Annotated in this window: 26 protein-coding genes; 8 read left to right on the forward strand and 18 right to left on the reverse strand. The window is 45.9% G+C overall.

What is annotated here, in order from left to right; translation table 11 throughout:
- Positions 1-225: 225 nt before the first annotated feature.
- From fusA to fkpA, 8 genes are all read right to left on the reverse strand, one after another.
- Positions 226-2,322 (reverse strand): elongation factor G, encoded by a 2,097-nt coding sequence (fusA, locus tag MSG36_RS18810; protein ID WP_017061101.1) that lies wholly within the window; start codon positions 2,320-2,322, stop codon positions 226-228.
- A gap of 166 nt (positions 2,323-2,488) precedes the next feature.
- Positions 2,489-2,959: a 30S ribosomal protein S7 gene (gene rpsG, locus MSG36_RS18815; RefSeq protein WP_010435163.1), complete on the reverse strand. Its 471-nt coding sequence runs from the start codon at positions 2,957-2,959 to the stop codon at positions 2,489-2,491.
- Positions 2,960-3,065: 106 nt separating this feature from the next.
- Positions 3,066-3,440, reverse strand: coding sequence for a 30S ribosomal protein S12 (rpsL, locus tag MSG36_RS18820; RefSeq protein WP_004737194.1), 375 nt, complete (start codon positions 3,438-3,440; stop codon positions 3,066-3,068).
- Positions 3,441-3,622: 182 nt separating this feature from the next.
- Positions 3,623-3,898, reverse strand: coding sequence for a sulfurtransferase complex subunit TusB (gene tusB / locus MSG36_RS18825; protein WP_016790847.1), 276 nt, complete (start codon positions 3,896-3,898; stop codon positions 3,623-3,625).
- Between the two features lie 8 nt (positions 3,899-3,906).
- Positions 3,907-4,263, reverse strand: coding sequence for a sulfurtransferase complex subunit TusC (tusC, locus tag MSG36_RS18830; RefSeq protein ID WP_146492449.1), 357 nt, complete (start codon positions 4,261-4,263; stop codon positions 3,907-3,909).
- Positions 4,260-4,649: a sulfurtransferase complex subunit TusD gene (gene tusD / locus MSG36_RS18835; RefSeq protein ID WP_248369287.1), complete on the reverse strand. Its 390-nt coding sequence runs from the start codon at positions 4,647-4,649 to the stop codon at positions 4,260-4,262. Before tusD ends, tusC begins: the two co-directional genes overlap by 4 nt.
- Positions 4,643-5,368 (reverse strand): transcriptional regulator, encoded by a 726-nt coding sequence (locus tag MSG36_RS18840; protein ID WP_004729851.1) that lies wholly within the window; start codon positions 5,366-5,368, stop codon positions 4,643-4,645. Before MSG36_RS18840 ends, tusD begins: the two co-directional genes overlap by 7 nt.
- 205 nt (positions 5,369-5,573) lie before the next feature.
- Complete coding sequence (fkpA, locus tag MSG36_RS18845) at positions 5,574-6,350, reverse strand: FKBP-type peptidyl-prolyl cis-trans isomerase (RefSeq protein ID WP_017061105.1); 777 nt, start codon at positions 6,348-6,350, stop codon at positions 5,574-5,576.
- 131 nt (positions 6,351-6,481) lie between these two features.
- Between fkpA and MSG36_RS18850 the strand changes: the two genes are divergently transcribed.
- Positions 6,482-7,459, forward strand: coding sequence for a PQQ-binding-like beta-propeller repeat protein (locus MSG36_RS18850; RefSeq protein ID WP_017063707.1), 978 nt, complete (start codon positions 6,482-6,484; stop codon positions 7,457-7,459).
- Positions 7,460-7,464: 5 nt separating this feature from the next.
- Positions 7,465-7,692, forward strand: coding sequence for a SlyX family protein (locus MSG36_RS18855; protein ID WP_009848930.1), 228 nt, complete (start codon positions 7,465-7,467; stop codon positions 7,690-7,692).
- 184 nt (positions 7,693-7,876) lie between these two features.
- Here MSG36_RS18855 and MSG36_RS18860 read toward each other — a convergent pair whose 3' ends face one another.
- From MSG36_RS18860 to kefG, 5 genes are all read right to left on the reverse strand, one after another.
- Positions 7,877-8,842 carry an isoaspartyl peptidase/L-asparaginase gene (locus MSG36_RS18860; RefSeq protein WP_048612352.1) on the reverse strand — a complete coding sequence of 322 codons (966 nt, stop codon included), beginning with the start codon at positions 8,840-8,842 and terminating at the stop codon, positions 7,877-7,879.
- A 190-nt stretch (positions 8,843-9,032) separates the two neighbouring features.
- Positions 9,033-9,623 carry a peptidylprolyl isomerase gene (gene slyD, locus MSG36_RS18865; protein ID WP_017061108.1) on the reverse strand — a complete coding sequence of 197 codons (591 nt, stop codon included), beginning with the start codon at positions 9,621-9,623 and terminating at the stop codon, positions 9,033-9,035.
- A gap of 94 nt (positions 9,624-9,717) precedes the next feature.
- Entirely contained in the window at positions 9,718-9,918 is a 201-nt protein-coding gene (locus MSG36_RS18870; protein WP_004737184.1) for a YheV family putative zinc ribbon protein, read from the reverse strand.
- Between the two features lie 156 nt (positions 9,919-10,074).
- Entirely contained in the window at positions 10,075-11,871 is a 1,797-nt protein-coding gene (gene kefB, locus MSG36_RS18875; RefSeq protein WP_050647111.1) for a glutathione-regulated potassium-efflux system protein KefB, read from the reverse strand.
- A complete protein-coding gene (kefG, locus tag MSG36_RS18880) occupies positions 11,858-12,442 on the reverse strand; it encodes a glutathione-regulated potassium-efflux system ancillary protein KefG (protein WP_017061111.1) in 585 nt (194 codons plus the stop codon). Before kefG ends, kefB begins: the two co-directional genes overlap by 14 nt.
- A gap of 174 nt (positions 12,443-12,616) precedes the next feature.
- Between kefG and MSG36_RS18885 the strand changes: the two genes are divergently transcribed.
- The 6 genes from MSG36_RS18885 (at position 12,617) to crp (ending at position 18,333) form a co-directional block, all read left to right on the forward strand.
- Complete coding sequence (locus MSG36_RS18885; protein WP_248369289.1) at positions 12,617-14,539, forward strand: ABC transporter ATP-binding protein; 1,923 nt, start codon at positions 12,617-12,619, stop codon at positions 14,537-14,539.
- Positions 14,536-15,006, forward strand: a complete 471-nt coding sequence (locus MSG36_RS18890) for a TIGR02444 family protein (RefSeq protein WP_048605369.1) — start codon at positions 14,536-14,538, stop codon at positions 15,004-15,006. Before MSG36_RS18885 ends, MSG36_RS18890 begins: the two co-directional genes overlap by 4 nt.
- Before the next feature lie 207 nt (positions 15,007-15,213).
- Complete coding sequence (locus tag MSG36_RS18895; protein ID WP_248369291.1) at positions 15,214-16,206, forward strand: hydrolase; 993 nt, start codon at positions 15,214-15,216, stop codon at positions 16,204-16,206.
- A gap of 95 nt (positions 16,207-16,301) precedes the next feature.
- Positions 16,302-16,514, forward strand: coding sequence for a YheU family protein (locus tag MSG36_RS18900; protein WP_010435208.1), 213 nt, complete (start codon positions 16,302-16,304; stop codon positions 16,512-16,514).
- 77 nt (positions 16,515-16,591) lie between these two features.
- Positions 16,592-17,461 (forward strand): phosphoribulokinase, encoded by an 870-nt coding sequence (locus tag MSG36_RS18905; protein ID WP_010435210.1) that lies wholly within the window; start codon positions 16,592-16,594, stop codon positions 17,459-17,461.
- A 239-nt stretch (positions 17,462-17,700) separates the two neighbouring features.
- Positions 17,701-18,333 (forward strand): cAMP-activated global transcriptional regulator CRP, encoded by a 633-nt coding sequence (crp, locus tag MSG36_RS18910; RefSeq protein WP_004729651.1) that lies wholly within the window; start codon positions 17,701-17,703, stop codon positions 18,331-18,333.
- 176 nt (positions 18,334-18,509) lie between these two features.
- On the opposite strand, the gene MSG36_RS18915 is transcribed toward crp, so the two are convergent.
- The 5 genes from MSG36_RS18915 to MSG36_RS18935 all read right to left on the reverse strand — a co-directional run bounded on the left by MSG36_RS18915 (position 18,510) and on the right by MSG36_RS18935 (position 24,393).
- Positions 18,510-19,301: a DUF1338 domain-containing protein gene (locus MSG36_RS18915; protein ID WP_050619815.1), complete on the reverse strand. Its 792-nt coding sequence runs from the start codon at positions 19,299-19,301 to the stop codon at positions 18,510-18,512.
- A 213-nt stretch (positions 19,302-19,514) separates the two neighbouring features.
- On the reverse strand, positions 19,515-20,972 hold the full coding sequence (gene astD / locus MSG36_RS18920) for a succinylglutamate-semialdehyde dehydrogenase (protein WP_248369293.1): 1,458 nt from the start codon (positions 20,970-20,972) through the stop codon (positions 19,515-19,517).
- Positions 20,973-21,011: 39 nt separating this feature from the next.
- Positions 21,012-22,031, reverse strand: coding sequence for an arginine N-succinyltransferase (gene astA, locus MSG36_RS18925; protein ID WP_048612355.1), 1,020 nt, complete (start codon positions 22,029-22,031; stop codon positions 21,012-21,014).
- Between the two features lie 107 nt (positions 22,032-22,138).
- A complete protein-coding gene (locus tag MSG36_RS18930) occupies positions 22,139-23,350 on the reverse strand; it encodes an aspartate aminotransferase family protein (protein WP_048612356.1) in 1,212 nt (403 codons plus the stop codon).
- A 464-nt stretch (positions 23,351-23,814) separates the two neighbouring features.
- Positions 23,815-24,393 (reverse strand): aminodeoxychorismate/anthranilate synthase component II, encoded by a 579-nt coding sequence (locus tag MSG36_RS18935; RefSeq protein ID WP_009848915.1) that lies wholly within the window; start codon positions 24,391-24,393, stop codon positions 23,815-23,817.
- Positions 24,394-24,473: the final 80 nt, after the last annotated feature.

The raw sequence follows: 24,473 nt of genomic DNA on the forward strand, positions 1-24,473 counted from the left end.
TGTTTTACCGTGGTCAACGTGGCCGATAGTACCAACGTTTACGTGCGGTTTCGTACGTTCAAATTTTTCTTTAGACACAATCGTGTTCCTTCCTAGTTATGATTCGCCACGTTCATTATTGAGCGAGACGCGCCAGAAATTGCTATTTTATGCGCCAACTCTCGTTAGCGCAATATTTGGACGCATTGTTCTTTCAAAAAATGAAAAAAAATGCCTTCCTTTTGTTTAACCACGCTCTGCAATGATTGCTTTTGCAACATTGTTAGGCACTTCGGCGTACTCACTAAACTCCATAGAGTAAGAAGCACGACCTTGTGTCGCAGAACGTAAATCAGTTGCGTAACCGAACATGACAGACAACGGAACTTGTGCACGAATTATCTTCAGGCCAGCTGTCCCCTCGTCCATACCTTCGATGATGCCGCGACGACGGTTAATATCGCCAACAACGTCACCCATCCAGTCTTCTGGAGTAGTTACTTCAACTTTCATCATAGGCTCAAGCAGAACCGGTTGCGCTTCAAGTGCACCCGTTCTGAAAGCCATAGAGGCAGCGATTGTAAACGCCATCTCACTTGAATCTGTTTCATGGTAAGAACCATCATATAGTGTAGCTTTGATATCCAAAACTGGATAGCCAGCAAGCACACCATTGTTCATCTGCTCTTCAACGCCTTTAGCCACTGAAGCGATAAACTCTTTAGGTACGATACCATTGGCAATTTCATCCACAAAGACAAAGCCTTCGCCAGCTTCTGATGGTTCCAGTTTCAGCCATACGTGACCGTACTGACCTTTACCACCATGTTCACGGATAAATTTACCTTCCGCTTTCGCAGTACCACGAATAGTCTCACGGTAAGCCACTTGCGGGTTACCAACGTTGCAGTTCACGCTAAATTCGCGCTTCATACGGTCAACGATGATATCTAAGTGTAGTTCACCCATACCAGAAATCAGAGTCTGGCCAGTTTCCGCATCCATATCAACGCGGAACGATGGGTCTTCCGCTGCTAGTTTACCTAGAGCGATAGTCATTTTATCTTGATCAGCTTGAGAGCTTGGCTCTACAACGATCTGAATAACTGGATCTGGGAACTCCATGCGCTCAAGAACAATCTTATGATTCTGGTCACAAAGGGTTTCACCAGTAGTCACATCTTTCAGGCCAATGATGGCTGCGATGTCACCTGCTCGTACTTCTTTTACTTCTTCACGCTTGTTTGAGTGCATTTGAACAATGCGACCTAAGCGTTCACGTTGTTTCTTCACAGAGTTGTAAGCTGTTTTACCGCTTTCAACAACACCAGAGTAAACACGGATGAAAGTTAAAGTACCAACGAATGGGTCTGTTGCGATCTTGAATGCTAGCGCTGAGAACGGTTCTTTGTCGTCTGCGTGACGCTCTGCTTCGTTCTCATCTTCATCGATACCTTTAATTGCAGGTACATCGACTGGAGAAGGAAGGAAATCAACAACTGCATCTAGAACAGCTTGTACACCTTTGTTTTTGAATGCACTACCACAAGTAGCAAGTACGATTTCATTATTAAGGGTACGAGTACGAAGACCTTGTTTGATTTCAGCTTCTGTTAGTTCACCTTCTTCAAGGTACTTATCCATCAGCTCTTCATTTGCTTCTGCAGCAGCTTCAACAAGTTCTGTACGATATTCTTCAGCCATTTCTTGCATGTCTGCAGGAATATCTTCGTATGTGAAAGTCATGCCTTGGTCAGCTTCGTTCCAGTTAATTGCCTTCATCTTGATAAGATCGACAACGCCTTGGAAGTTTTCTTCAGCACCAATGTTCAGTTGAATTGGAACAGGAGTTGCGCCTAGGCGGTCCTTGATTTGTTCAACTACGCGCAAGAAGTCTGCGCCGGTACGGTCCATTTTATTAACGAAAACCATACGTGGAACTTGGTACTTATCAGCTTGACGCCATACTGTCTCTGACTGAGGTTCAACACCAGATGAGCCACAGAACACAACAACTGCACCATCAAGTACACGTAGAGAACGTTCTACTTCAATTGTGAAGTCAACGTGCCCAGGAGTGTCGATAATGTTGATACGGTGGTCCGAGAACTGAGCTTCCATACCACGCCAAAACGTAGTGGTTGCTGCTGAAGTGATCGTAATACCGCGCTCTTGCTCTTGCTCCATCCAGTCCATGGTTGCTGCACCATCGTGAACTTCGCCGATTTTGTGAGAAAGACCGGTATAGAACAGAATACGTTCACTTGTGGTTGTTTTACCTGCATCTACGTGAGCAACGATACCGATATTACGGTATTGCTCTATAGGAGTTTTACGAGCCACGGTTGAATCCTCTTATTAGAGACTTAGGGACTATTGCTATGTCTAGGTTATGCGTTAAAAGCGATGCTTCGCTAAAAATTGCTTGCCCTAGAAATAGCAATAGTTCCTAGCATAAGCATAGGAACTAAAGAAGTGCTGCAAGGAACCTTGCAGCACTAAAAAGGTATTACCAACGGTAATGTGCGAACGCTTTGTTTGCGTCAGCCATGCGGTGAACGTCTTCACGTTTCTTAACCGCAGTACCTTTGTTCTCAGACGCGTCTAGCATTTCAGCAGCTAGGCGTTGAGCCATAGATTTTTCACCACGCTTACGCGCAGCTTCAACTACCCAACGCATAGCAAGAGCGTTACGGCGAACCGGACGAACTTCTACAGGTACTTGGTAAGTTGAACCACCTACACGGCGAGATTTAACTTCTACCGCTGGGCGAACATTTTCAAGAGCTTCTTCAAATACAGCTAAGTGGTCTTTACCAGACTTCTCAGCCATTGAATCTAGTGCAGTGTAAACGATTTTTTCTGCAGTAGATTTCTTTCCGTCAACCATAAGGATGTTAACGAATTTTGCCAGCAATTCAGATTTGAACTTAGGATCTGGAAGGATCTTACGCTGACCTATTACGCGACGACGTGGCATGGATATTCTCCGTTGTCTTCTTCAGGTTTTTTCCAAAACTTTTCAGAATAATAAATAAAATAGTGTTTGGCCTTACTTAACGCTTTCTTTTAAAAAAGAAAATGCATTAAGACTTAGGACGTTTCACACCGTACTTAGAACGACCTTGTTTACGGTCGTTAACGCCAGCACAGTCTAGCGCGCCGCGAACAGTGTGGTAACGAACACCCGGAAGGTCTTTTACACGACCGCCACGGATTAGTACAACACTGTGCTCTTGAAGGTTGTGACCTTCACCACCGATGTACGAAGTTACTTCGAAACCGTTGGTTAGACGTACACGACATACTTTACGTAGTGCCGAGTTAGGTTTTTTAGGTGTAGTAGTGTAAACACGAGTACATACACCACGTTTTTGTGGGCACGCTTCTAGTGCAGGCACGTTGCTTTTAACAACTTGCTTTACACGAGGCTTGCGAACCAACTGGTTAATAGTTGCCATTAACTAGCTCCTGAAATTTACTTGAAAGTAAGCTTTGTGAAAAATCTATCCCTAATCACAAGTCGTAATTAGGGACGCAAAATTCTATTCAGCAGTGGGAGGTGTGTCAAGAAATATACAGATCTTTTTTAGCCGTCTAGAGCTCAGGATGGTCTAATTTTAACCAAACTGATAGAACACGCTTACCAAGTCACTGATTTGTCGTTCAAAACCGTCAGTTTAACGAAGCCATCGAAGTCAACTTGATCAATGGTACTTGAGACAAGTAGTTGTAAACCTCGGCTATCGAGATCTGGTTTTAACACCGACACCTGCTCTACTGCGCAGATTTGAGTGAATAACTCATGATTTGGAAGGCAAACATACACCGCATCTTCCACCAAAAGGAACTGATCCTGTGGCTGAGAATAGGTCAATGCGAGTTTCAGTTTGTCGACTGATTTTACGATATGAAGCATAGCGTCCCCTAGAAAGTCAGTATCTGTTGGCACTGAGCTAACTTCTGCGTTAACTCGTCGGCTTCAACGGTGGTCACATCGATCAGTAGGTTGTCTGCTGAAAGACCAAACTGACTCAGACTACGCTGACACACATACACCTGTTCGATGTCGTACAGGTCCATAAGTTTGAATGCGGAGATGTAGTCACGCGATAGTGTTTCGTCGGGCTGCTGCGCTTTGAGAAGCTGTGTCACGCCATCGCCAACAAAGAACACGGCGATATCGTCACTGTAGGCGGACGCAGCAAGTAATGCGTCTAACCCCTCTCTACCCGCAGCAGTTGTATGAGGGAAACTGTTAAATATAAAGGCTAACTTTCTCAAAACTGCACAACCCTATCTTGCGTTAGTAGCGCTTCCGATAAGCTCCCTAATCCGGCCTGAGTAAACCCCGTGGCTAGGTTAGAGGCACTTAATTGATGTTGCTCTGCTTCTTCAGAGCTAATCACTCCGCGTCTTAGCGCAGCTGCCACACAGGTTTCAAGGCTAACATCGAGTTCATCAGCCAGCTTTTGCCAAGCAGAAGCTAAATCAAATTCATCGTTAGCCGGTACGGTAAGGTCTGAGCCGTTACTGACGCCATCTTGATAGAAGAACACACTGTGAAGTTTGTGGCCCTGTTTAATCAGAGCCACGGCAAACTGGTAGGCACTTCTTGCTGACTGTGAGCCGTAGACAGGCCCATTCACTAGGAGTGTATAGCTTAGCAACCCTCTTCATCCTCTGTTTTACGTTGACGGATGTATAGGTACACGGTGTGCTTAGAGATGTTCAGTCGCTCAGCAACGCGGTTAATCGCGTCTTTGATATCGAAAATACCTTTGTCGTACAGCTCCATCACGATCTGACGGTTCTTCGTATTGTTCGATACCGATTTGTCAGCGTTAATTTCTTCAATGGTGCGTTCAACCGTTTGGTCGACAAGTTCTTCAACGTCACTAGCGAAGTTAACCGATGATGCGGCTTCGTCTGCGTCTTGCGTAGGCATGAACGATTGCAGTACTTGTGAGAATGGCGCGTCTAGGTTCACGTTAATACACAGCAGGCCAATCACTCGGTCTTCACCGTTGCGGATAGCAACCGTGATCGACTTCATCAACACTCCGCCTTTAGCGCGAGTGAAGTATGAACGTGAGAAGTTACGCTTAGAACCTTCAATATCTTTTAGCATTTTCAATGCAAGATCGGTGATCGGCGAGCCAACCTGACGACCTGTATTTTCGCCATTGGCAATTTTAATCGCAGAAGTATTGAGGTCTTCTAAAGAGTGCAAAACGATTTCACAAAACGGACCAATAAGGCTCGCAATACCGTCAACAACGGCCTCATAAGATCTTAGAATGATTTTATCGTGTTCACTGAATGGCATAACGTGGACTGATTCCATTTCAAGTAACACATCTGCATTGACTGTTTCTGTAGTAGTCACTTATTCCTTACCTTCGTGTGAAAAATCAACAAATTTATGTAAGTTTATCAGAAAATTTTAATTGCACACCTAGCTAACATTGCAACTAGTGATTTAGAACAAGTTTAAAAATCAAATACTCATCTTCAAATCATAAAAAAAGCCTAACTCAAAGTTAGGCTTTTTATTCAATCAACGTATTTTAGTACGAGGCTTTTAACCAATATTACTGTGCAGGAGCTGCTTCAGCGTTATCGATGTTTAGTAGTTCAACTTCGAATACTAGCGTTGAGTTAGCAGGGATAGTCGGTGTGTCTTGCTCACCGTATGCTAGCTCTGGCGGGATAACGAACTTGTACTTAGAACCAACTTGCATCAGTTGTACGCCTTCAGTCCAACCTGGGATTACGCGGTTTAGCGGGAATGTTGCTGGTTCGCCACGATCGTAAGAGCTATCGAACTGAGTACCGTCTGTTAGCGTACCTTTGTAGTGTACTTGAACCGTATCAGTGTCTTTTGGAGAAGCACCTTCACCAGCAGTCATTACTTGGTAAAGTAGACCAGATTCAGTTTGCTTAACGCCTTCAGTTTTAGCGAACTCAGCGCGGAAATCATCACCGGCTTTCTTCACTTCTGCAGATTTTTCTGCCGCTTGTGCTTGCATCGTTTCAGCAACACGCTTGTCTAGAGCTTCAAGAGCTGCGCGAGTTTCTTCTTCGTTAAGTGCTGTTTTCTCTGCGAATACGTCTTCGATACCTTGAAGAACCATATCTTTGTCTAGGTTGATACCTAGCTCGCTTGGCTTATCAATGCTTGTGCTTAGGTAGTTAGCGAAAGATACACCGATTGCGTAAGCCGCTTTGTCATCTTCTGTTTTAAAGTTTACTGCTTCAACTTTAACTTCTTCTACCTGTGGAGCTTCTGCCTTTGGTTCTTCTTTCTGACAACCAACTGCTAGCATAACCGTTGCGGCAAGCAGTGATACTTTTAAAACTGATTTCATTGAATTCTCCAATTAATGGCCAAGCCATTGGTTATTGTGCACAAATCTAATGATTAGATTGGTGTGAATACGTTAGTTATAACAATATACTAGTCATATGTCTTTCGACACAAACCGGATTATTAGATGTGATGCGAATATTTTTCCACTCATTGCTATGTACAATTGTCATCACCTTGTTAAATGGTTGCTTTTTCTTCCAAGATGATGAGCAGCGTTGGGAAATTGAGCCCAATGGTGCCACCAGCTTTGCACTCAGCAGAGATGGACGCTTCGCCCTGCTCTACTCTCAGCAAAAGCAACTGCTCCTTTGGGACCTCGCCGAAGACCAAGAGTTGGCTCAGCTTGGCCCACAAGACCAGTTAGAAAACCAAGTATCGCGTATCCGTATCTCGGACAATGGCCGTTTTGCCATTACCGCGAGCCAGATGAACTTCGCCGTTTGGGACTTATCTTGGACTCAAGCACAAGGGCTATGGTCTATCTCCGACGGCTTGATTCGCGATGTCGACATATCCAGCAATGGTGAAAAAGTCTTACTTGGCCTGTCTAATGGCAAAGCCATCTATGTGGACTTAGTCACCGGACGCCGTCTTGAGTTCCTCGCTCACCGAGAAAAAGTGAATTCTGTGTCCCTTTCATCCAATGGCCGCTACGCCTTATCCGGTGGTAACGACTACAAAGCCTACCTTTGGGATACCGAGTCGGGCTTGGTATTGCGCACCTTTGAGCATGAACAAAGAGTAGTACGAGTCGCGCTACAACGCGATGGTGAACTGGCTTTTACCTCTGATGGCGGCAATCAAGCGATGATTTGGGATCTTGAAACGGGCGAACCTCAAGCGCAATTGCAAAGCTGGTCTCGACAGTTGATTTTCTCGAGTGCTCGCTTTTCTGATGACGGCAGTATGTTGGTGACGGGCACACCATCCAGCCAAGTGAGTGTGTGGAATACTCAGGATGGCAAGCGAATTTCTCGCCACGATGCTGAGCCATTAAAAGATGCTCGCCCTCCTCGTGCGGTAGTGTATGATGCAGCCTTTGATGATAAGAACCGTGTGATATCGGGCACCTCTGCGGGCATTGCCCAAGCTTGGAATGTGGATTAAGAACGATGACAGAAAAGCGAGTTGAACAACTAGAAAGCCGCGTAAATGACCTAGAGTGTCAGCTAGCTTTCCAAGAACAGACCATTGAAGAACTCAATGAAGCGCTTAGCCAACAACAAATGTTGATCACGAGAATGCAAGACCAGATGAAGTTCGTGGTTGGCAAAGTGAAAAATATGGATGGCTCTAATCTAGCTGACGCATCAGAAGAGACGCCACCTCCACACTATTAGGTGCGGGTCAAAATTACGAATTGTTTCTAGCGACGCATATCGTTAGTTTCTCGTCCTCAATGTGTAAACACATTTCAGAACGAGACATAGAAAACTAAAAGGGCGACAGATACTTATCTGTCGCCCTTTTGTTTATTTCATCTGACCAAATAAGCTAAATAAAGCCAATTAAGCCGATACCAATTTAATCATCGGCATAAATCTTCACTTCAACACGACCTTGAGTATCAACACTTGCACGATACATTCCTGAGCTGTTCATACCAAAATGAATATCGCCTTGGCCATCGATAGCGATCAAGCCGCCTTCTCCACCCATGGTTTTCAATTCACCTTGAATGATCGTTTCACAAGCGGTGTGCACATCTTCTTTCAGATAACGCATTCGTGCTGCGACATCACTGGCGACCATTTTACGTAGGAAGAACTCACCCATCCCGGTTGTTGAGACGGCAACGTTGCCATTTTCAGCGATGGTTCCTGCACCAATGATCGGAGAGTCACCCACACGACCGTATTTCTTATTGGTCACGCCACCGGTACTGGTTGCTGCCGCTAAGTTACCCGCTTGGTCTAATGCGACCGCACCAACCGTGCCGTACTTTTTATCGTCAGGGTATTTCTCAGCTTGCTGTTCATCATATTTCGCTTCAGACAGAGCAAAGATGCCTTTCTCTTTCATCGACTGAAGTTGGTCATAGCGGCGCTCAGTAAAGAAGTAGTCTTGCTCGGTAAAGGTGTAATCATGCTCAAACGCAAACTTCTCGGCACCTTCACCAATCAGCAACACATGGTCGCTTTTCAGCATCACATCACGCGCAAGCTCAATTGGGTTTTTGATATGGCGAACCCCTGCAATAGCACCCGCATCCATTTCGCGGCCGTGCATCACAGAAGCATCCATCTCAACAAATTCATCATGCGTTAAAACAGAGCCCTTACCTGCATTAAAGTGCGGGCTGTCTTCCATCACCTTAACCGATGCCACTACCGCGTCCAGAGCATCACCACCCGATTGCAATATTTGATAACCAGCCAAAACCGATTTTTCCAAAGCCTCGGTAATACCCGCTTTTAATTCATCGCTCATTTGCTCGCGCAAGATGGTGCCTGCACCACCATGAATGGCAATTGAAAAAGGCTGTGACATACAAACTCCCCACTGACGTCGTCTTATAATGTTGTGCTATCAATATCACATCCATCGTTCTATGTCTGATAGCGAAAACCAAACTTTTTTCCGAATGCTTGGCTCAGTAGATAAATGCGAGACTCCTAAACGCAAAAAGCCTCCACAAGGGAGGCTTTCAAGATTCTTAAACTACACCGTTAATTCGGTATTAGTGAGAACCACAGCTACCGCCGCCGCAGCAGCCGTCTTTTTTCTCTTCACCGTGGTCATGGCCTTCGCCACCACAACAACCGCCTTCGTGGTCATGATCGTGGTCGTGACCGCCACAGCCGCCTTCTTGGTGTACGTGACCGTGTTGAACTTCTTCTTCAGTCGCTTCACGAACCGCTACAACTTCAACGTCAAACGTTAGAGTTTGGCCAGCTAGCATGTGGTTACCATCAACAACAACTTCGTCGCCATCTACTTCAGTAACTTCAACTGGGATTGGACCTTGGTCAGTATCCGCTAGGAAACGCATGCCAACTTCGATTTGCTCAACACCTTGGAATACGTCAGCAGGAACACGTTGAACTAGTGCGTCATTGTGCTCGCCGTATGCGTCTTCTGGAGTAACAGTTGCAGAGAACTTGTCGCCAGCTACTTTGCCTTCAAGCTCTTTTTCAAGACCTGTAATTAGGTTGTTGTGACCGTGAAGGTAATCTAGTGGAGCTTCTGCAGTTGATTGGTCAACTACTACGCCATCTTCAAGTTTCACTTGATATGCAACACTAACTACTACGTTCTTTTCAATTTTCATGAGAGCTCCAAGGAGGTTTGGACTAAGCTCGAACAGTTGAGCTTAGGAAAAATTCTGTACCGGGATATTATGGGGATCAATTAACGAAACTCAATCATTCTGGCTTAAAAATACCGATCATTTCTTGATTCGCGTGTTCAGATTTCTCTACAGTTTTCGGTTTACGCTGTTCTGAGAAGTCACAATCGACACATTCCACCAGCTCGATATTGTTTTCAATCCACCAACGGAGTGTGTCTTGAGTGTTGCAACTTGGGCAGCTTGCCCCTGCGATAAAGCGTTTTTTCTGTTTCACGTTCATATCCTTTACTACTCTGGATTCGCAGTTCTTCCCACCCACTTTATTGAGAAGTTAAGCAGAGACCGCGTTTATTATTAGATTGGTTCTTTAGTCTGTGATTTCTATGCCCAAGCTTCATTTCTAAGCTCAAGCATGAGTTATCACTTCAAGCTACTGCCAATAGTTTCGAGATTGGTGATCGTTTTCCATCTCGTGTCCAAAGATCTCTTCAAGCTCTTTACGAGCCTCTTTCGCTCTTTGGGCTAACTCGGCATCTTCGTTATGCTGAGGCAACAGCTCTTTCAGCATACCATTATCCAACTTTCTAAAGTGTGCTTCTGCTCGCTTCGCTTTATATGGATGCATGCCAAGTTCAGTCAATGTTTGACGACCTAAATCCAATGCTCCAAGGAAGGTTTCACGAGAGTAGTTACTCACACCGTGGTTAAGTAATTGATACGCTTCAACACGGCTTCGTGCACGCGCCAAGATCTTTAAGCGTGGGAAGTGCTGCTTACATAAATCGACGGTTTTCATGATTTCATCAGGGGAGTCCGTACACAGCACAATCGCTTCTGCTTTATCAGCACCGGCTGCGCGTAATAGCTCTAGGTGAGTCGAGTCTCCGTAAAATACTTTGTAGCCAAACTTTCTCAGGATATGGATTTGGCTGGCATCACTCTCAAGAACGGTAATACGAATCTTATTGGCGTACATCAAGCGACCAATGATCTGACCGAAACGACCAAAGCCAGCAATGATCACTCGAGGGCTGCGATCGACCACATCCGAAGACATCGCACTTTCGCTGATTTGGTTCAGTTGACGAGCAAAGAACTTATCTTGCAGCTTAAGCATCAATGGCGTAGTCACCATAGATAGACTCACCACTACCAGTAAGAACGACACTTGTTCGCCACTTAAGATGCCTTGAGCACTCGCCGCAGTAAAAATAACGAAAGCGAACTCACCACCTTGACTGAGAATCATCGCCATACGACTACGCGCTTTAGCCTGAGTACCAAAGATACGAGCCAACGCGTACAGCACTAGGCCTTTCAACACCACTAGGGCCAATACAGCAATCAGTATCGCGAATGGGCTTTCTGCCAATAAACCTAGGTTTACCGCCATACCAACCGAGATAAAGAACAGACCAAGCAATAACCCTTTGAATGGGTCAATCGCGATCTCAAGCTCGTGTCGATATTCACTTTCAGCAAGAAGTACGCCCGCAAGGAAGGTACCTAATGCCATCGATAAGCCAATCTGTTGCATGATCACAGCAATACCAATCACAAGTAACAGCGCCGCGACGGTGAATAACTCACGCACACCACTCATCACTACGTATCGGAACAGTGGTCTCAACAAGAAGTGACCACCGACCAGCAGGCCAATCACGCCACCCAGCATCCACAGCATGTCAGCCCAGCTACCGCCAGTATTACCCGCAAGTAGAGGCAACATTGCTAGCATTGGAATAACAGCGATATCTTGGAAAAGCAGTACTGCAAAGCCCGACTGCCCTGCTTCTTTGCCGCCGAGCTCTCGCTCTTCAATAACACGCAAGGCAATCGCAGTCGAAGACAGCGCCAAACCCATACCTATCACGAGACTGGTTTGCCAGGTTAATCCAAATAGACAGGCGATGGCGGTAATAATTAGAGTGGTGATCAGCACTTGCGCGCCGCCCAATCCGAGAATGGGGGCTCGCATCTGCCACAATTTTTTCGGGTTAAGTTCGAGACCAATCAGGAAGAGCAGTAGTACCACCCCGAATTCGGAGAAGTGTAGAATCGCCTCTACATCACTGATTAAGCCCAGCCCCCATGGGCCAATTGCCACACCCGCTAATAAGTAACCGAGTACTGAACCCAAACCGGCGCGCTGTGCGATAGGAACCGCAACCACAGCAGCCGCTAAAAATATAACGCTACTTTGTAGAAAATCATTAGTCAGAGCCATCATCTGCTCCTATATCTTGTAGCGGGTCTCGCAACCAGTTTCGATACGCTTCGGCGTGTTGGTAACGCGTCATATCGGTAACATTTCGTGCCCAGTGTAAAACCAAAGGGGATATCCAATTCATCTGACACAAAGCAGCGGTAAGCTCGAATGGTTGCAAGATCTCTTGTAATGGATATTTATTATAGCCTGCGGCACCAAACGCCTCTTCTTTACCGCCGGTAGTAATCACACTGCGCCAGTGTTTGCCTTTAAGCGCGCTTTGCTCACCAAACGCAAAACCCTTGCCTAACACGCGATCAAACCACTCTTTTAATAATGAAGGGCAGGAATACATGAACAGAGGATGCTGAAACACGATCACATCGTATTGAAGGAGCAATTCATGCTCATAAGGCACATCGATAAAGAAGTCTGGGTAGATGGCGTAGAGATCATGAACTTTGACATGACCGAGCGACTCTACCTTCTTAACCATCATCTGGTTAGCAATAGAGGTTTGCGGCTCTGGGTGTGCGTAGATGATCAACACCTTTGGCACGACTTTGTCTGTCGAGGGAGTATTACTCATTCCTTTGAAACATTCCTTTGAGGGCTAAACGGTGGCAAGGCCACAAGAATTTAAGCAAAAGTTATTAATATGTTATTGGCATCATAACGCAAATTGCATTGTGATCGACTTTTATCTGGTTTCAGCCTACTATGCAGGCGTCTGTTCACCTCTAATTTCTATGCTATTTCAATTATGATTACTTTCTCTGATATTCAATTGCTACGCGGCGGTAAGCCACTCCTCGACCAAGCATCTGCGACTTTTCACCCTGGCGACAAGATCGGTTTGGTTGGTAAAAACGGCTGTGGTAAATCTACGCTATTCGCCTTAATTAAGGACGAACTGTCTATTGATGCAGGTTCATTCAGTAAACCAGCCCATTGGGAAATGGCTTGGGTTGCTCAAGAAACACCTGCATTAGAAAGAACAGCAATTGAATACGTGATTGATGGCGACCGTGAATACCGCGGCCTTGAAGATCAACTAGAGAAAGCTGAACAAGCCGACAACGGCACATTGGTAGCAGAGATCCACGGCAAGATTGAAACCATTGGTGGTTACAGTATCAAGGCACGTGCTGCCGAGTTACTGGATGGCCTAGGCTTTAGCCAAGAACAAATGACATGGAACCTGACTCAGTTCTCAGGTGGTTGGCGTATGCGTTTGAACCTAGCGCAAGCCCTACTGTGTCGCAGTGACCTACTGCTACTCGATGAACCGACCAACCACTTGGATTTAGACGCAGTAATGTGGCTAGAACGTTGGTTACAAAGCTACCCGGGCACACTAGTACTTATCTCGCACGATAGAGACTTCTTAGACCCTATCGTCAACCGCATCGTGCACGTTGAAAATCAGCAGCTCAATGAATACACGGGTAACTACTCATCGTTCGAAACACAACGAGCGCAAAAACTGATTCTGCAACAAGCGATGTACCAAAAGCAGCAGAAACAGATGTCTCACATGCAAAGCTACATTGACCGTTTCCGTTACAAAGCGTCAAAGGCTCGCCAAGCGCAAAGCCGTATTAAAGCGTTGGAGAAAATGGAACAAGTGCTACCTGCTCAGTTTGATAACCCATTCAGCTTTGAGTTTAGAGAACCAGACGCACTACCAAACCCAATCATGATGATGGACGAGGTCTCTGCAGGTTACGATGACAACCTGATTCTAGAGAAGATTCGCTTGAATCTAGTACCGGGTAGCCGTATTGGTCTACTTGGTCGAAATGGTGCTGGTAAATCAACACTGATTAAACTGCTTTCTGGAGAACTGAAACAGCAAGGCGGTGAACTGAGTTATTCGCAAGGCGTTAAGATTGGTTACTTTGCACAGCACCAGTTAGAAACTCTGCACCCAGAAGAAACACCGCTGCAACACATGATGCAGATCGCCCCGAAACACACCGAGCAACAACTGCGTGATTACCTAGGTAGCTTCGGTTTCCAAGGCGAAAAAGCACTCGATAAAGTGGCCCCCTTCTCAGGTGGTGAAAAAGCGCGTTTAGTATTAGCGCTACTGGTATGGCAAAAGCCAAACCTGTTGCTACTCGATGAACCAACCAACCACTTGGATCTCGATATGCGTCAGGCTCTGACTTTTGCCCTGCAGACGTTTGAAGGCGCAATGGTTATCGTATCGCACGACCGTTACCTACTACGTGCGACTACCGATGATTTATACCTTGTACACGACCGCCAAGTAGCACCGTTTGATGGTGACTTAAGCGATTACTACAAGTGGCTAACCGAACAGCAGAAAGTTGAGCGCAAAGAAGCACAAGCATTGGCACCAGCCAAAGACGGCGCCAACAGTGCAGCAGCGAAAAAAGAGCAGAAACGAAAAGAAGCCGAGTTCCGTAAACTGACGGCACCACTTCGTAAAAAGCTCACTCAATATGAAAAGCAGATGGATAAATTAACGCAGGCTCTTGAAGAAGCTGAGCAAGAATTATCCGACACTTCACTGTATGAAGCTGAAAATAAGGCTAAACTGAATAAAGTACTCGCTCTCCAAGCGAGCAGTAAGTCACAGCTAGAAGAAGTTGAAATGGATTGGATGTCCACTCAAGAAGAGCTTGAGCAGATGGAACAGGATATGGATAGCTTATGAGCCCAGAGCACGCCCCAATATCACTAACACTGGAACGACTATGGCAATTTAGCCTTCAGTATTACAGTGTGCGCGGTGTAAAGGATGCGTGCCTAGCTTTGCAAAACCAGTTTCACGGCAACGTCAATCTACTGCTGCTTCTCAAATGGCTTGATGAGCAGCAATTGTCTTTTGCTGAAGAAGAGTGGCACAAGGTTCAACAGTGCTTGAGCCGCTCTGAAACCCTGCTTCATAGTTATAGAGAGCTGCGTAAACATCTCAAAGCGCACGTTGTCGACTCACTATACCGTGAAGCCTTGCAGTTTGAGTTACAGCTTGAGAAGCAACAACAATCCGATCTTGTCGACTGTATTAACTCCCTACAACTGTACGCTAATCAGCAATCACCGCTCGCTTTTCAGTACTGTCGTTTATTAGGGGCAGAAAACCTCTACGACGCTTTTTCTGAACCAGCACCACAGCCCTAGCTCGTTCTCTTTCCTTTTTATTCAATCAAGATCCAAGCTTAACCTTGATATTATTCAACCGGTTACCTACAGCCTGTTTTTGAATCTCGTATAAGTGAAAGCCTTGCGCTTATGCCAAGAATCAACCAAGCTCAAATAAAAACGTGGGCGTTTCGTTACAAGCTCAACACGTTATCAAAACCCGTAAAAGAAGCATGGATCGTTTTTATGACAATATTTACCGCAGCTGCTGGTCTCTCTAATCCGCACTTACAAACCTTAGTGCCACGGTTTATTAGAAAGCAGGCGCTGTTTCATCCTCACTGGCAAACCTTAGAAACACCCGATGGTGACTTTGTTGACCTTGCTTGGAGCGAATCACCAGACGGTGGCACCTCAAATAATGATGATCGCAGTAGCAAGCCGATATTCGTTCTATTCCACGGTTTAGAAGGTAGCTTTGAGAGCCCTTACGCCAACGGACTAATGAATGCGTTTGCTAAAGATGGTTGGTTGTCCGTGATGATGCACTTCAGAGGCTGCAGCGGAAAACCCAATCGCCTGGCTCGCGCTTACCATTCAGGTGAAGTCGAAGATGCGCGTTTTTTCCTAAGACACCTGCACGCCCAGTTTCCGAATAACCCTAAGGTTGCGGTTGGCATATCTTTAGGTGGAAACATGCTGGCGAACTATTTGGCTGAGTACGCAGACGACCCATTGCTGTCGGCGGCGACCATCGTATCTGCTCCTTTTGACTTAGCGTGTTGCTCTAGTCGCATTGAGCGTGGTTTCTCCAAACTCTATAAGAAGTACCTGCTCAACTCTCTAAAATCGAATGCGCTAAAAAAGGTTAACCTGCTACAGGAAAAACTTGGCATCACCGCTGAAGCCATCAAGAACATCACCAAACTGTATGAGTTTGATGAACGAATCACTGCACCTCTGCACGGCTTCAAAAATGCCCAAGATTATTATGCGCAATGTTCTGCTCTGCCTAAGCTCAATAAGATTAAACTGCCGACTCAGATCATTCATGCCAAAGACGACCCTTTCATGACCGATGATGTGATCCCAAAGTTCGTTCTGCCCGATAACATCGATTATCGACTGTTCCAAAAAGGCGGCCATGTTGGGTTTATTACTGGCAGCACACTCAAGCCAAGGTTTTGGCTAGAAGAAGCCTTGCCTGCCTACTATGAAAGTATCCAAGATTCGGCATAATGACCGAGCCTTAGTAAATAGAAGCAAAACATTACTAAGCACACGCATTTCTACATCAATAAACCTATTTATGAACATAAAAGAGAGAAGTATTTATGATCATCCCATGGCAAGACATTGCGCCAGAGACACTGGAAAACCTCATCAAAGAGTTCGTGCTGCGTGAAGGCACAGACTACGGCGACGTAGAGGTTTCACTGCAAAACAAGATTGACCAAGTGAAACATCAATTAGCTTCAGGAGAAGTCAGCATCGTGTTTTCTGAGCTCCATGAAACCGTTGATATTCAGGTCACAAAACGCTTCTAAGCTGCGCTCCTAAAGGAGCCGTGTTATAGTGGTAAACGATTGCTAACAAGTAAGTTACTCAAAAGACAAGGGTTGTCATGTCCGCTAAACATCCAATTATTGCGGTGACGGGTTCATCTGGAGCCGGCACCACCACCACCTCAGAAGCCTTCCGTAAAATGTTCAATATGATGGACGTGAAGGCAGCTTGGGTTGAAGGGGATAGTTTCCATCGCTTCACTCGCCCAGAGATGGATGTCGAGATCCGTAAAGCGCGCGAGCAAGGTAAGCACATCAGCTACTTTGGTCCACAAGCCAACGACTTTGGTGCGCTAGAAGAGTTCTTCCGTAAATACGGTAACGAAGGTACAGGTAAAGTACGTAGCTACCTACACACCTTCGATGAAGCCGTACCTTACAATCAAATGCCGGGCACCTTCACGCCATGGCAAGAGATCCCTGAAAACTCCGATGTGATGTTTTACGAAGGCCTGCACGGCGGTGTGGTTGATGGCGACATTAACGTTTCTCAACACGTCGACTTGCTGATCGGCATGGTACCTATCGTAAACCTAGAGTGGATTCAAAAATTCGTTCGTGACACCCGCGATCGTGGCCACTCACGCGAAGCAGTAATGGACTCCATTGTTCGTTCAATGGATGATTATCTTAACTACATTACCCCGCAATTTTCGCGTACTCATATCAACTTTCAGCGTGTTCCAACCGTAGATACATCGAACCCACTCAACGCCAAAGGGATTCCAAGTTTAGACGAAAGCTTCGTAGTTATACGTTTGCGTGGCATCAAAAACGTCGATTTCCCCTACCTTCTGGCTATGATTGATGGCTCGTTTATGTCTCGTCATAACACGCTAGTGGTGCCAGGCGGCAAGATGAGTTTTGCTATGGAGCTCATTGTGAGGCCAATCCTGCAACAACTCATCGAAACCGGAAAAATAGGTTAACAAAACGACATTCTGGTTGATTACTTTTCATACCGTGATCATGTGCACAATTTTGCGTAAAAAATCGTAGCTTGGTCACGATTAAAATCAAGAAATAGTACCTGAAAAAGGATACTATTCTTAAACGAAACACAAGATAGCTTGCAGCACTCAACGAGTGCTCTTATCCTACAAGTCAATCCAGGCTTAGCTAAAATACGGAAAGCGGCAAGCATACCCTGCAGAGGAAGTGAGATATTATGGTTCTAGGTAAACCTCAAACCGATCCAACATTAGAGTGGTTCCTTTCACACTGTCATATTCATAAGTACCCTTCAAAAAGTACTTTGATTCATGCTGGTGAAAAGGCAGAAACCTTGTACTACATCGTTAAAGGTTCTGTGGCAGTTCTTATCAAAGACGAAGAAGGTAAGGAAATGATTCTTTCTTACCTAAACCAAGGCGACTTCATCGGTGAGCTTGGCTTGTTCGAAGAAGACCAAGAGCGTACTGCTTGGGTTCGTGCTAAATCTCCTTGTGAAGTAGCTGAAATTTCTTTCAAGAAATTCCGTCAACTTATCCAAGTGAACCCAGATATCCTAATGCGCCTTTCAGCGCAAATGGCAAACCGTCTACAAGTAACTAGCCAAAAGGTTGGTGACTTAGCGTTCCTTGACGTAACAGGTCGTATCGCTCAAACGCTACTAAACCTAGCGAAACAGCCAGATGCAATGACTCACCCTGACGGCATGCAAATCAAGATCACTCGTCAAGAGATTGGCCAGATCGTTGGTTGTTCTCGTGAGACAGTTGGTCGTATCTTGAAGATGCTAGAAGAGCAGAACCTAATTTCTGCACACGGTAAAACTATCGTAGTATACGGCACTCGTTAATCTCGGTTAACTGACCCAAAAATTTAAAAGCCACCAAATGCGAATTTGGTGGCTTTTTTGTTTTCTGAAGGTCTAGAGAGCAGATACGAGAAGAACTCACAAAATCCTATTTGTAAACTTCTTCGAAGCGAAGCGTACTCGAATCTCTAGGACAAAGTCCGTGCTCGCACCTTTTGTTAACCGTTGGTGCTCTCAAAGATTTTGTCAGCCGATGCTGCAACAAAACCAGTGTAAAGCTCACCGTTGGCCATCGCATAACGCTTAGCGAACTCATAGAAGCCGCCAGGAATCATCTCATTGCCTTCAACAAATGAAACTGGGACTTTGTCTGCCATTGTTGATGATTGCTCTAATAAGACCTCTGGAGAGCCTTTAACCTGACCACCAGATGCATTGATCGTGAAGCCCGACTCGCTCAAGTAGTCATTCACCGCCTGCACTTCATCGAAGTTATTCAGCTGGTTTACACTCACCGTAAAGTGGTTTGCACCATATCCATGAGCCGCTAGCCAAGACGCGTATTCGCTCTCTTTCGCTAGTACTTGAAAATCAGCGAAGCTCAAATCCCAAAGACGACCGCCAAACAAGAACTCATGACCTTGAAGCTTGCTTGCATCCACTTGCTCAACCAACTTAGCAACGATCTGTTGTAGGTCACTTGAACACTCTTCTACCTTCAATTCACTAATGAACACTTTTGGTTGTTTTGGATCTGGGTGCTCGTAATGCTTAGCCACCAACTTCTTGCTCTCAAACAAGTAGTCGCCACACGCTTTATAGCCTAACTCTAGGAAAGGCTTCGCTAATGTTTCAATACCCAAAGGAGCAACATTGAAAGTTCGCAGTGCAATGTGATCATTAATCAGCGCTTCGTCTTCTTTCAGCAAGTGATGCACTTTCTCAGCCGATGGACAAAGCCTGTGAATGTAATCGTCCCAAAGTGATTTAAAGAGTAGATCGGGCGTCATGGTGACTCCTTGTCAGAGGTTCTAGCAAGCTAGTAATTTGGATTAGAAAGGGAGAGGCTGAGACACAGAGTCAGCAGCCATCAGCCTGTGACATACTTTTTCTATTATTATCTACCGCCCAATCTAGGTGTCGGACGTGATGGAAAAGGGAAGTGATAACACCACCTCCCTCTTTCAAGCTTAACCCATGAGCCTAAGACTCATTAGCCTAAATTAAAGCTCAATACCCGGGCTAAACGTTGCTGGAAGTTGAGTTTCGCCACCTTCCATTGAAGCCATAGGGTAAGCACAGTAGTCCGCTGCATAGTAAGCACTTGGGCGTAGGTTGCCCGAAGCACCTGGGCCACCAAATGGTGCATCACCACTTGCGCCTGTTAGCTGACGGTTACGGTTAACAATACCCGCACGGATATGGTCAACAAAGTATTCCCACTCAGAATCATCTGTTGAGACGAGACCTGCAGACAAACCAAAGCGTGTGTCATTAGCTAGCTCAACCGCTTGCTCTAGTGACTGGTAACGAACAACTTGTAGCAATGGACCGAAGTACTCTTCATCCGGCAGTTCAGCAATGTTGGTTGCATCGATAATACCCGGAGTAACAAACGCCGCTTGACCCGCTTTTGCTTCTACTAGGCTGACACCGCCTAACGACTGCAGATTCGCTTGCGCGTCCAGAATGAACTTAGCCGCAGCTTCAGAGATCTGAGGACCCATGAAGGGTGCTGGTTCAGCGAATGGCTGATCAACACGAATCTTTTGCGTCGCTGCGACCAGCTTATCGAGTAGCAGATCACCCTTCTCGCCAACAGGCACATACAGGCGACGAGCACATGTACAACGTTGACCCGCACTGATGAACGCCGATTGGATAATGGTGTATACCGTTGCGTCTGCGTCACCATATTGGTCACTGATCACCATAGGGTTATTGCCACCCATCTCTAGTGCCAGCATCTTGCCCGGTTGGCCCGCGAATTGACGGTGAAGGATATGCCCAGTATTCGCGCTACCTGTGAACAGCACGCCATCAAGACCTTTAGCATCGGCCAGTGCGATACCTGTCTCTTTAGCGCCTTGTACTAGGTTGATTACGCCAGCAGGAAGACCCGCTTCTTGCCATAATTTCATCGCAAACTCACCCGTCCAAGGTGTCTGCTCTGAAGGCTTAAATACCACGGTATTACCCGATAGCAGTGCAGGAACAATATGACCGTTAGGTAGGTGACCTGGGAAGTTATAAGGACCAAATACCGCCATCACGCCTAATGGACGGTGACGAAGTACAATCTGGTTGCCCGCCGCTTCACGAGAAGCTTCACCGGTACGCTCATGATAAGCTCGAATGGAAATAGCAATCTTGCCCGCCATTGCGCCCGCTTCAGTGCGAGTTTCCCAAATCGGTTTGCCCGTCTCTTTCGCGATGATTTGCGCGATTTCTTCGCTGTTCTCTTTAACTTTCTCAGCAAAGTTCAACACGATCGCTTCACGCTCTGCAAAGCTCAGTTTTTTCCAAACCAAGAAGGCTTCACGAGCTGCTGCTACTGCAGATTCAACCTGCGCTGGTGTTGCGCTATCACCCTGCCACACTACTTCATTGTTGTATGGGCTTACTGATGTCATGGCGTCACCTTGACCTGCCACCCACTGTCCTGCTATCCACTGAGTCATACTTCTATCCTTAAAATCTTCGACAGATAATCGCCGCTCTTACTGAGCCAACATGCGAACGAATTCGCCTTCTTTTACTTCAAGAGCGCTTGCTACTTCAGATGATAAAATCACTGTGTCGCTTGCTTGGTCATACGCACCTTTCGCGGCTACTGCGCGGAAGTTCTCAAACGAGGTATTACCAATTAGGAAGTCTTTAGAGCTAGAGTGCTCTGCAATTTGAACCTGTGCTCGAATTGAGTAACGCACAGATTCGATGTTTCTTAGGTCACACTCAACCGTTGGGCCTGCATCAAAGATGTCGACATAACCACGGTTGGTGAAACCTTCGCGTTCCAACAACTTAAGTGCAGGACGCGTATTGTCATGTACCTCTCCGATCACCGCCTGAGCTTCTTTGCTCAGCAGGTTCACGTAGATAGGTAGCTTAGGCATTAGGTCTGCAATGAAGCCTTTCTTACCAATACCGGTTAGGTAATCGGCAAGCGTAAAATCAATCGAGAAGAAGTGCTCTTGCAGCCATTGCCAGAAAGGAGAGTTACCTTCTGCATCTGATACACCACGCATCTCAGCAAAAATCGTTTTCGAGAAACGCTCTGGGTGCTCAGACATGATCAAGAAGCGACACTTAGACATCAAACGACCATTCAATCCACCACGGAAAGCTGGGCGCAAGAATAGTGTGCAGATCTCACTGCATCCGGTGTAGTTATTACCGAAAGTCAGCAGCTTAACGACGTTATTTACGCCAAGCTTCTGCGATGAGTGAACCACCTTGCTGATGTGGTAAGAGTAGAACGGGACATCCCAGCCGATTGAAGCTTCGATACCTGTCGTACCTGCAACCTCACCAGTTTCGGTATCAAAGCCAACCATTAGGTAGCCTTCATCACCAGGTTCAGTCACGTCTTGTTTGGCAAAGCTGTATTCAGAGTGAGTAATACGGTTAGTTAACAGTTCTTCGTTAACCGGAAGAGATGTGAATCCGTGACCAGATTCAACCGCGCAGGTATGCAGCGCATCGTAATCAGATAATTTTATTGGGCGAACAACTAGCATCAATATTCCCTCCAGATGCAAAATAGGCCCAAAACCAGAAGCTTGGGCCTTTAGCAGAACGTCATGGGATCGCTCTATTGGCGATCATTCCTATGACGCCGCTCAGGCTAAACTAGCGTAGCGATTGCTTTGTCTAGTTTTGATAAGCCTTCTTCAATTTCTTGTGTAGTAATAACCAGTGATGGCGTGAAACGAACCACGTTTGCACCCGCAACCAGTACCATCAAGCCTTGTTCGCCTGCTGCTACTAATACGTCACGTGCACGGCCTTGCCACTCTTCGTTAAGCGCAGCACCTAGTAGTAGGCCTTTACCACGAACTTCACTGAAGATTTGGTACTTATCGTTAATCTTAGTAAGACCATCACGGAACAATGCTTCACGCTCTTTCACGCCAGCTAATGTTTCAGGTTGGCTAACCACATCAACAACCGCTTCTGCAACAGCACACGCCAGTGGATTACCACCGTATGTAGAACCGTGCGTACCGACTTTTAGGTGTGTCGCCAGTTCAGAAGTCGTCAGCATTGCGCCGATAGGGAAACCACCACCTAGAGATTTTGCTGTGCTCAAGATGTCTGGTGTTACACCTAGACCTTGGTAAGCGTAAAAGTTACCAGTACGGCCGTTACCTGTTTGCACTTCATCAAAGATAAGCAGTGCATTGTGCTTATCACACAGCTCACGAACTGTGTTCACAAATTCAGAGGTTGGCGAGATGATACCGCCCTCGCCTTGCAGAGGTTCCATCATGATTGCACAAGTGCGATCAGAGATGTGCGCTTCTAGTGCTGCAATATCGTTGTAAGGCAGGTGAGTAACATCGCCCGGTTTAGGACCGAAACCATCAGAGTAAGCTTCTTGACCACCTACAGTTACGGTAAAGAAAGTACGACCGTGGAAACCTTGTTTGAATGCAATGATTTCAGATTTCTCAGGACCGTGAACATCCGCCGCCCAACGACGAGCGAGCTTCAATGCTGCTTCATTCGCTTCTGCGCCAGAGTTGGCAAAGAATACTTTTTCTGCAAAACATACGTCGGTTAGCTTCTTCGCTAGACGCAGTGCAGGTTCGTTGGTCATCACGTTACTTAGATGCCAAATCTTGTTTGCTTGCTCGGTAACAGCATTAACCATTGCTGGGTGACAGTGACCCAAACAGCTCACAGCGATACCACCAGCAAAGTCGATATACTCTCGGCCTTGTTGGTCCCAAACGCGTGCGCCTTCCCCTTTTACTGGGATCATTTCCATTGGGTTATAACAAGGCACCATCACCTCATTAAACAGACTACGTTCTACTTTATTTTCCACTGTCATCGTACATTCCTTCTCGATACCGCAAGCTTCGCAAATAAGCGTAATGGTTCATAAGTGAGACAAAGATATTTTGTCTCGCCATAATCCCGCTGCAGCATTATATTTACATTTAATTAACCTTTTCAATAGTAGATTATTCTTTAGCCATCCCTTACAACCAGCTAAACGTCACTACCTATGACTATTTATGCATCAATTAATCTGTTTTATGAAGCTTTTTTTACCTAAACGTATAACCAGTAACAGCAAAGCCTTACTGGCATTGCGGTATATTGGGTTCGAGACGAAATAACGCGAATAATTTTGCATAGGCTAAAAACTTAGCCGGACGAGGGAGAAATGTTATAAAAAGTGATCGGCGTCAGAGGGATGAAGGCGCGTAGCGCCCGAATTTAAACGCTTAACGGGTAATGGAATACGTTTAACTGGCTTATTTAGATGGAGAAAGGGTCAAATTTAAACACTCAGCGTGCTAGGAAGTTAGCGAGAAGCTGGTGTCCTTGCTCTGTTTTAATCGATTCAGGGTGAAATTGGACGGCATCAATCGGCAAGGTTTTATGTTGATAACCCATGATCTCATCCATGCTGCCATCTTCAAATTCTGTCCAAGACGTCAGCTCAAAGCAGTCTGGTAGCGTGCCGTTTTTCACCACTAAAGAGTGGTAACGAGTCACAGTCAGAGGGTTATTGAGACCTTGAAAAACGCTCTTGCCATTGTGGCGTATCGGAGAGGTTTTACCGTGCATCACTTGTCTGGCTCTCACCACTTCACCACCAAAGACTTGAGCAATGGCTTGATGACCAAGACACACACCTAAGATCGGCAGCTTACCAACGAAGTGTTCAATCACCTGTAGCGAAATTCCCGCATCATCGGGCGTACATGGGCCCGGCGAGATAACAAGATGGCTAGGATTTAGCGCTTCGATGCCCGCAATATCAATCTCATCGTTGCGAACAACTTTTACAGTTACCCCTAACTCACAGAAATACTGATACAAGTTATAGGTAAAAGAGTCGTAGTTATCAATGATAAGTAACATGGGTCGAAATCGTTTGCTAAATACTAAAGGATTGGGAGATATAGGGGCGGTATTGTGCAATACCCATAGCGAAAGGCAAG

This window comes from Vibrio sp. 1CM8B (genome assembly GCF_023161685.1).
Taxonomy (GTDB): Bacteria; Pseudomonadota; Gammaproteobacteria; order Enterobacterales; family Vibrionaceae; genus Vibrio; species Vibrio coralliirubri.

What these genes read in the sequence shown, in the direction of transcription:
- astD (WP_248369293.1), bottom strand. Translation starts at nt 20,972, where the DNA reads ATGACTCAGTGGATAGCAGGACAGTGGGTGGCAGGTCAAGGTGACGCC.
- tusB (WP_016790847.1), bottom strand. Translation starts at nt 3,898, where the DNA reads ATGCTTCATATCGTAAAATCAGTCGACAAACTGAAACTCGCATTGACC.
- MSG36_RS18900 (WP_010435208.1), top strand. Translation starts at nt 16,302, where the DNA reads ATGATCATCCCATGGCAAGACATTGCGCCAGAGACACTGGAAAACCTC.
- astA (WP_048612355.1), bottom strand. Translation starts at nt 22,031, where the DNA reads ATGCTAGTTGTTCGCCCAATAAAATTATCTGATTACGATGCGCTGCAT.
- MSG36_RS18895 (WP_248369291.1), top strand. Translation starts at nt 15,214, where the DNA reads ATGACAATATTTACCGCAGCTGCTGGTCTCTCTAATCCGCACTTACAA.
- crp (WP_004729651.1), top strand. Translation starts at nt 17,701, where the DNA reads ATGGTTCTAGGTAAACCTCAAACCGATCCAACATTAGAGTGGTTCCTT.
- MSG36_RS18860 (WP_048612352.1), bottom strand. Translation starts at nt 8,842, where the DNA reads ATGTCACAGCCTTTTTCAATTGCCATTCATGGTGGTGCAGGCACCATC.
- MSG36_RS18935 (WP_009848915.1), bottom strand. Translation starts at nt 24,393, where the DNA reads ATGTTACTTATCATTGATAACTACGACTCTTTTACCTATAACTTGTAT.
- rpsG (WP_010435163.1), bottom strand. Translation starts at nt 2,959, where the DNA reads ATGCCACGTCGTCGCGTAATAGGTCAGCGTAAGATCCTTCCAGATCCT.
- fkpA (WP_017061105.1), bottom strand. Translation starts at nt 6,350, where the DNA reads ATGAAATCAGTTTTAAAAGTATCACTGCTTGCCGCAACGGTTATGCTA.
- kefG (WP_017061111.1), bottom strand. Translation starts at nt 12,442, where the DNA reads ATGAGTAATACTCCCTCGACAGACAAAGTCGTGCCAAAGGTGTTGATC.
- MSG36_RS18915 (WP_050619815.1), bottom strand. Translation starts at nt 19,301, where the DNA reads ATGACGCCCGATCTACTCTTTAAATCACTTTGGGACGATTACATTCAC.
- MSG36_RS18930 (WP_048612356.1), bottom strand. Translation starts at nt 23,350, where the DNA reads ATGACAGTGGAAAATAAAGTAGAACGTAGTCTGTTTAATGAGGTGATG.
- MSG36_RS18855 (WP_009848930.1), top strand. Translation starts at nt 7,465, where the DNA reads ATGACAGAAAAGCGAGTTGAACAACTAGAAAGCCGCGTAAATGACCTA.
- MSG36_RS18905 (WP_010435210.1), top strand. Translation starts at nt 16,592, where the DNA reads ATGTCCGCTAAACATCCAATTATTGCGGTGACGGGTTCATCTGGAGCC.
- slyD (WP_017061108.1), bottom strand. Translation starts at nt 9,623, where the DNA reads ATGAAAATTGAAAAGAACGTAGTAGTTAGTGTTGCATATCAAGTGAAA.
- MSG36_RS18850 (WP_017063707.1), top strand. Translation starts at nt 6,482, where the DNA reads ATGCGAATATTTTTCCACTCATTGCTATGTACAATTGTCATCACCTTG.
- rpsL (WP_004737194.1), bottom strand. Translation starts at nt 3,440, where the DNA reads ATGGCAACTATTAACCAGTTGGTTCGCAAGCCTCGTGTAAAGCAAGTT.
- MSG36_RS18890 (WP_048605369.1), top strand. Translation starts at nt 14,536, where the DNA reads ATGAGCCCAGAGCACGCCCCAATATCACTAACACTGGAACGACTATGG.
- kefB (WP_050647111.1), bottom strand. Translation starts at nt 11,871, where the DNA reads ATGGCTCTGACTAATGATTTTCTACAAAGTAGCGTTATATTTTTAGCG.
- MSG36_RS18885 (WP_248369289.1), top strand. Translation starts at nt 12,617, where the DNA reads ATGATTACTTTCTCTGATATTCAATTGCTACGCGGCGGTAAGCCACTC.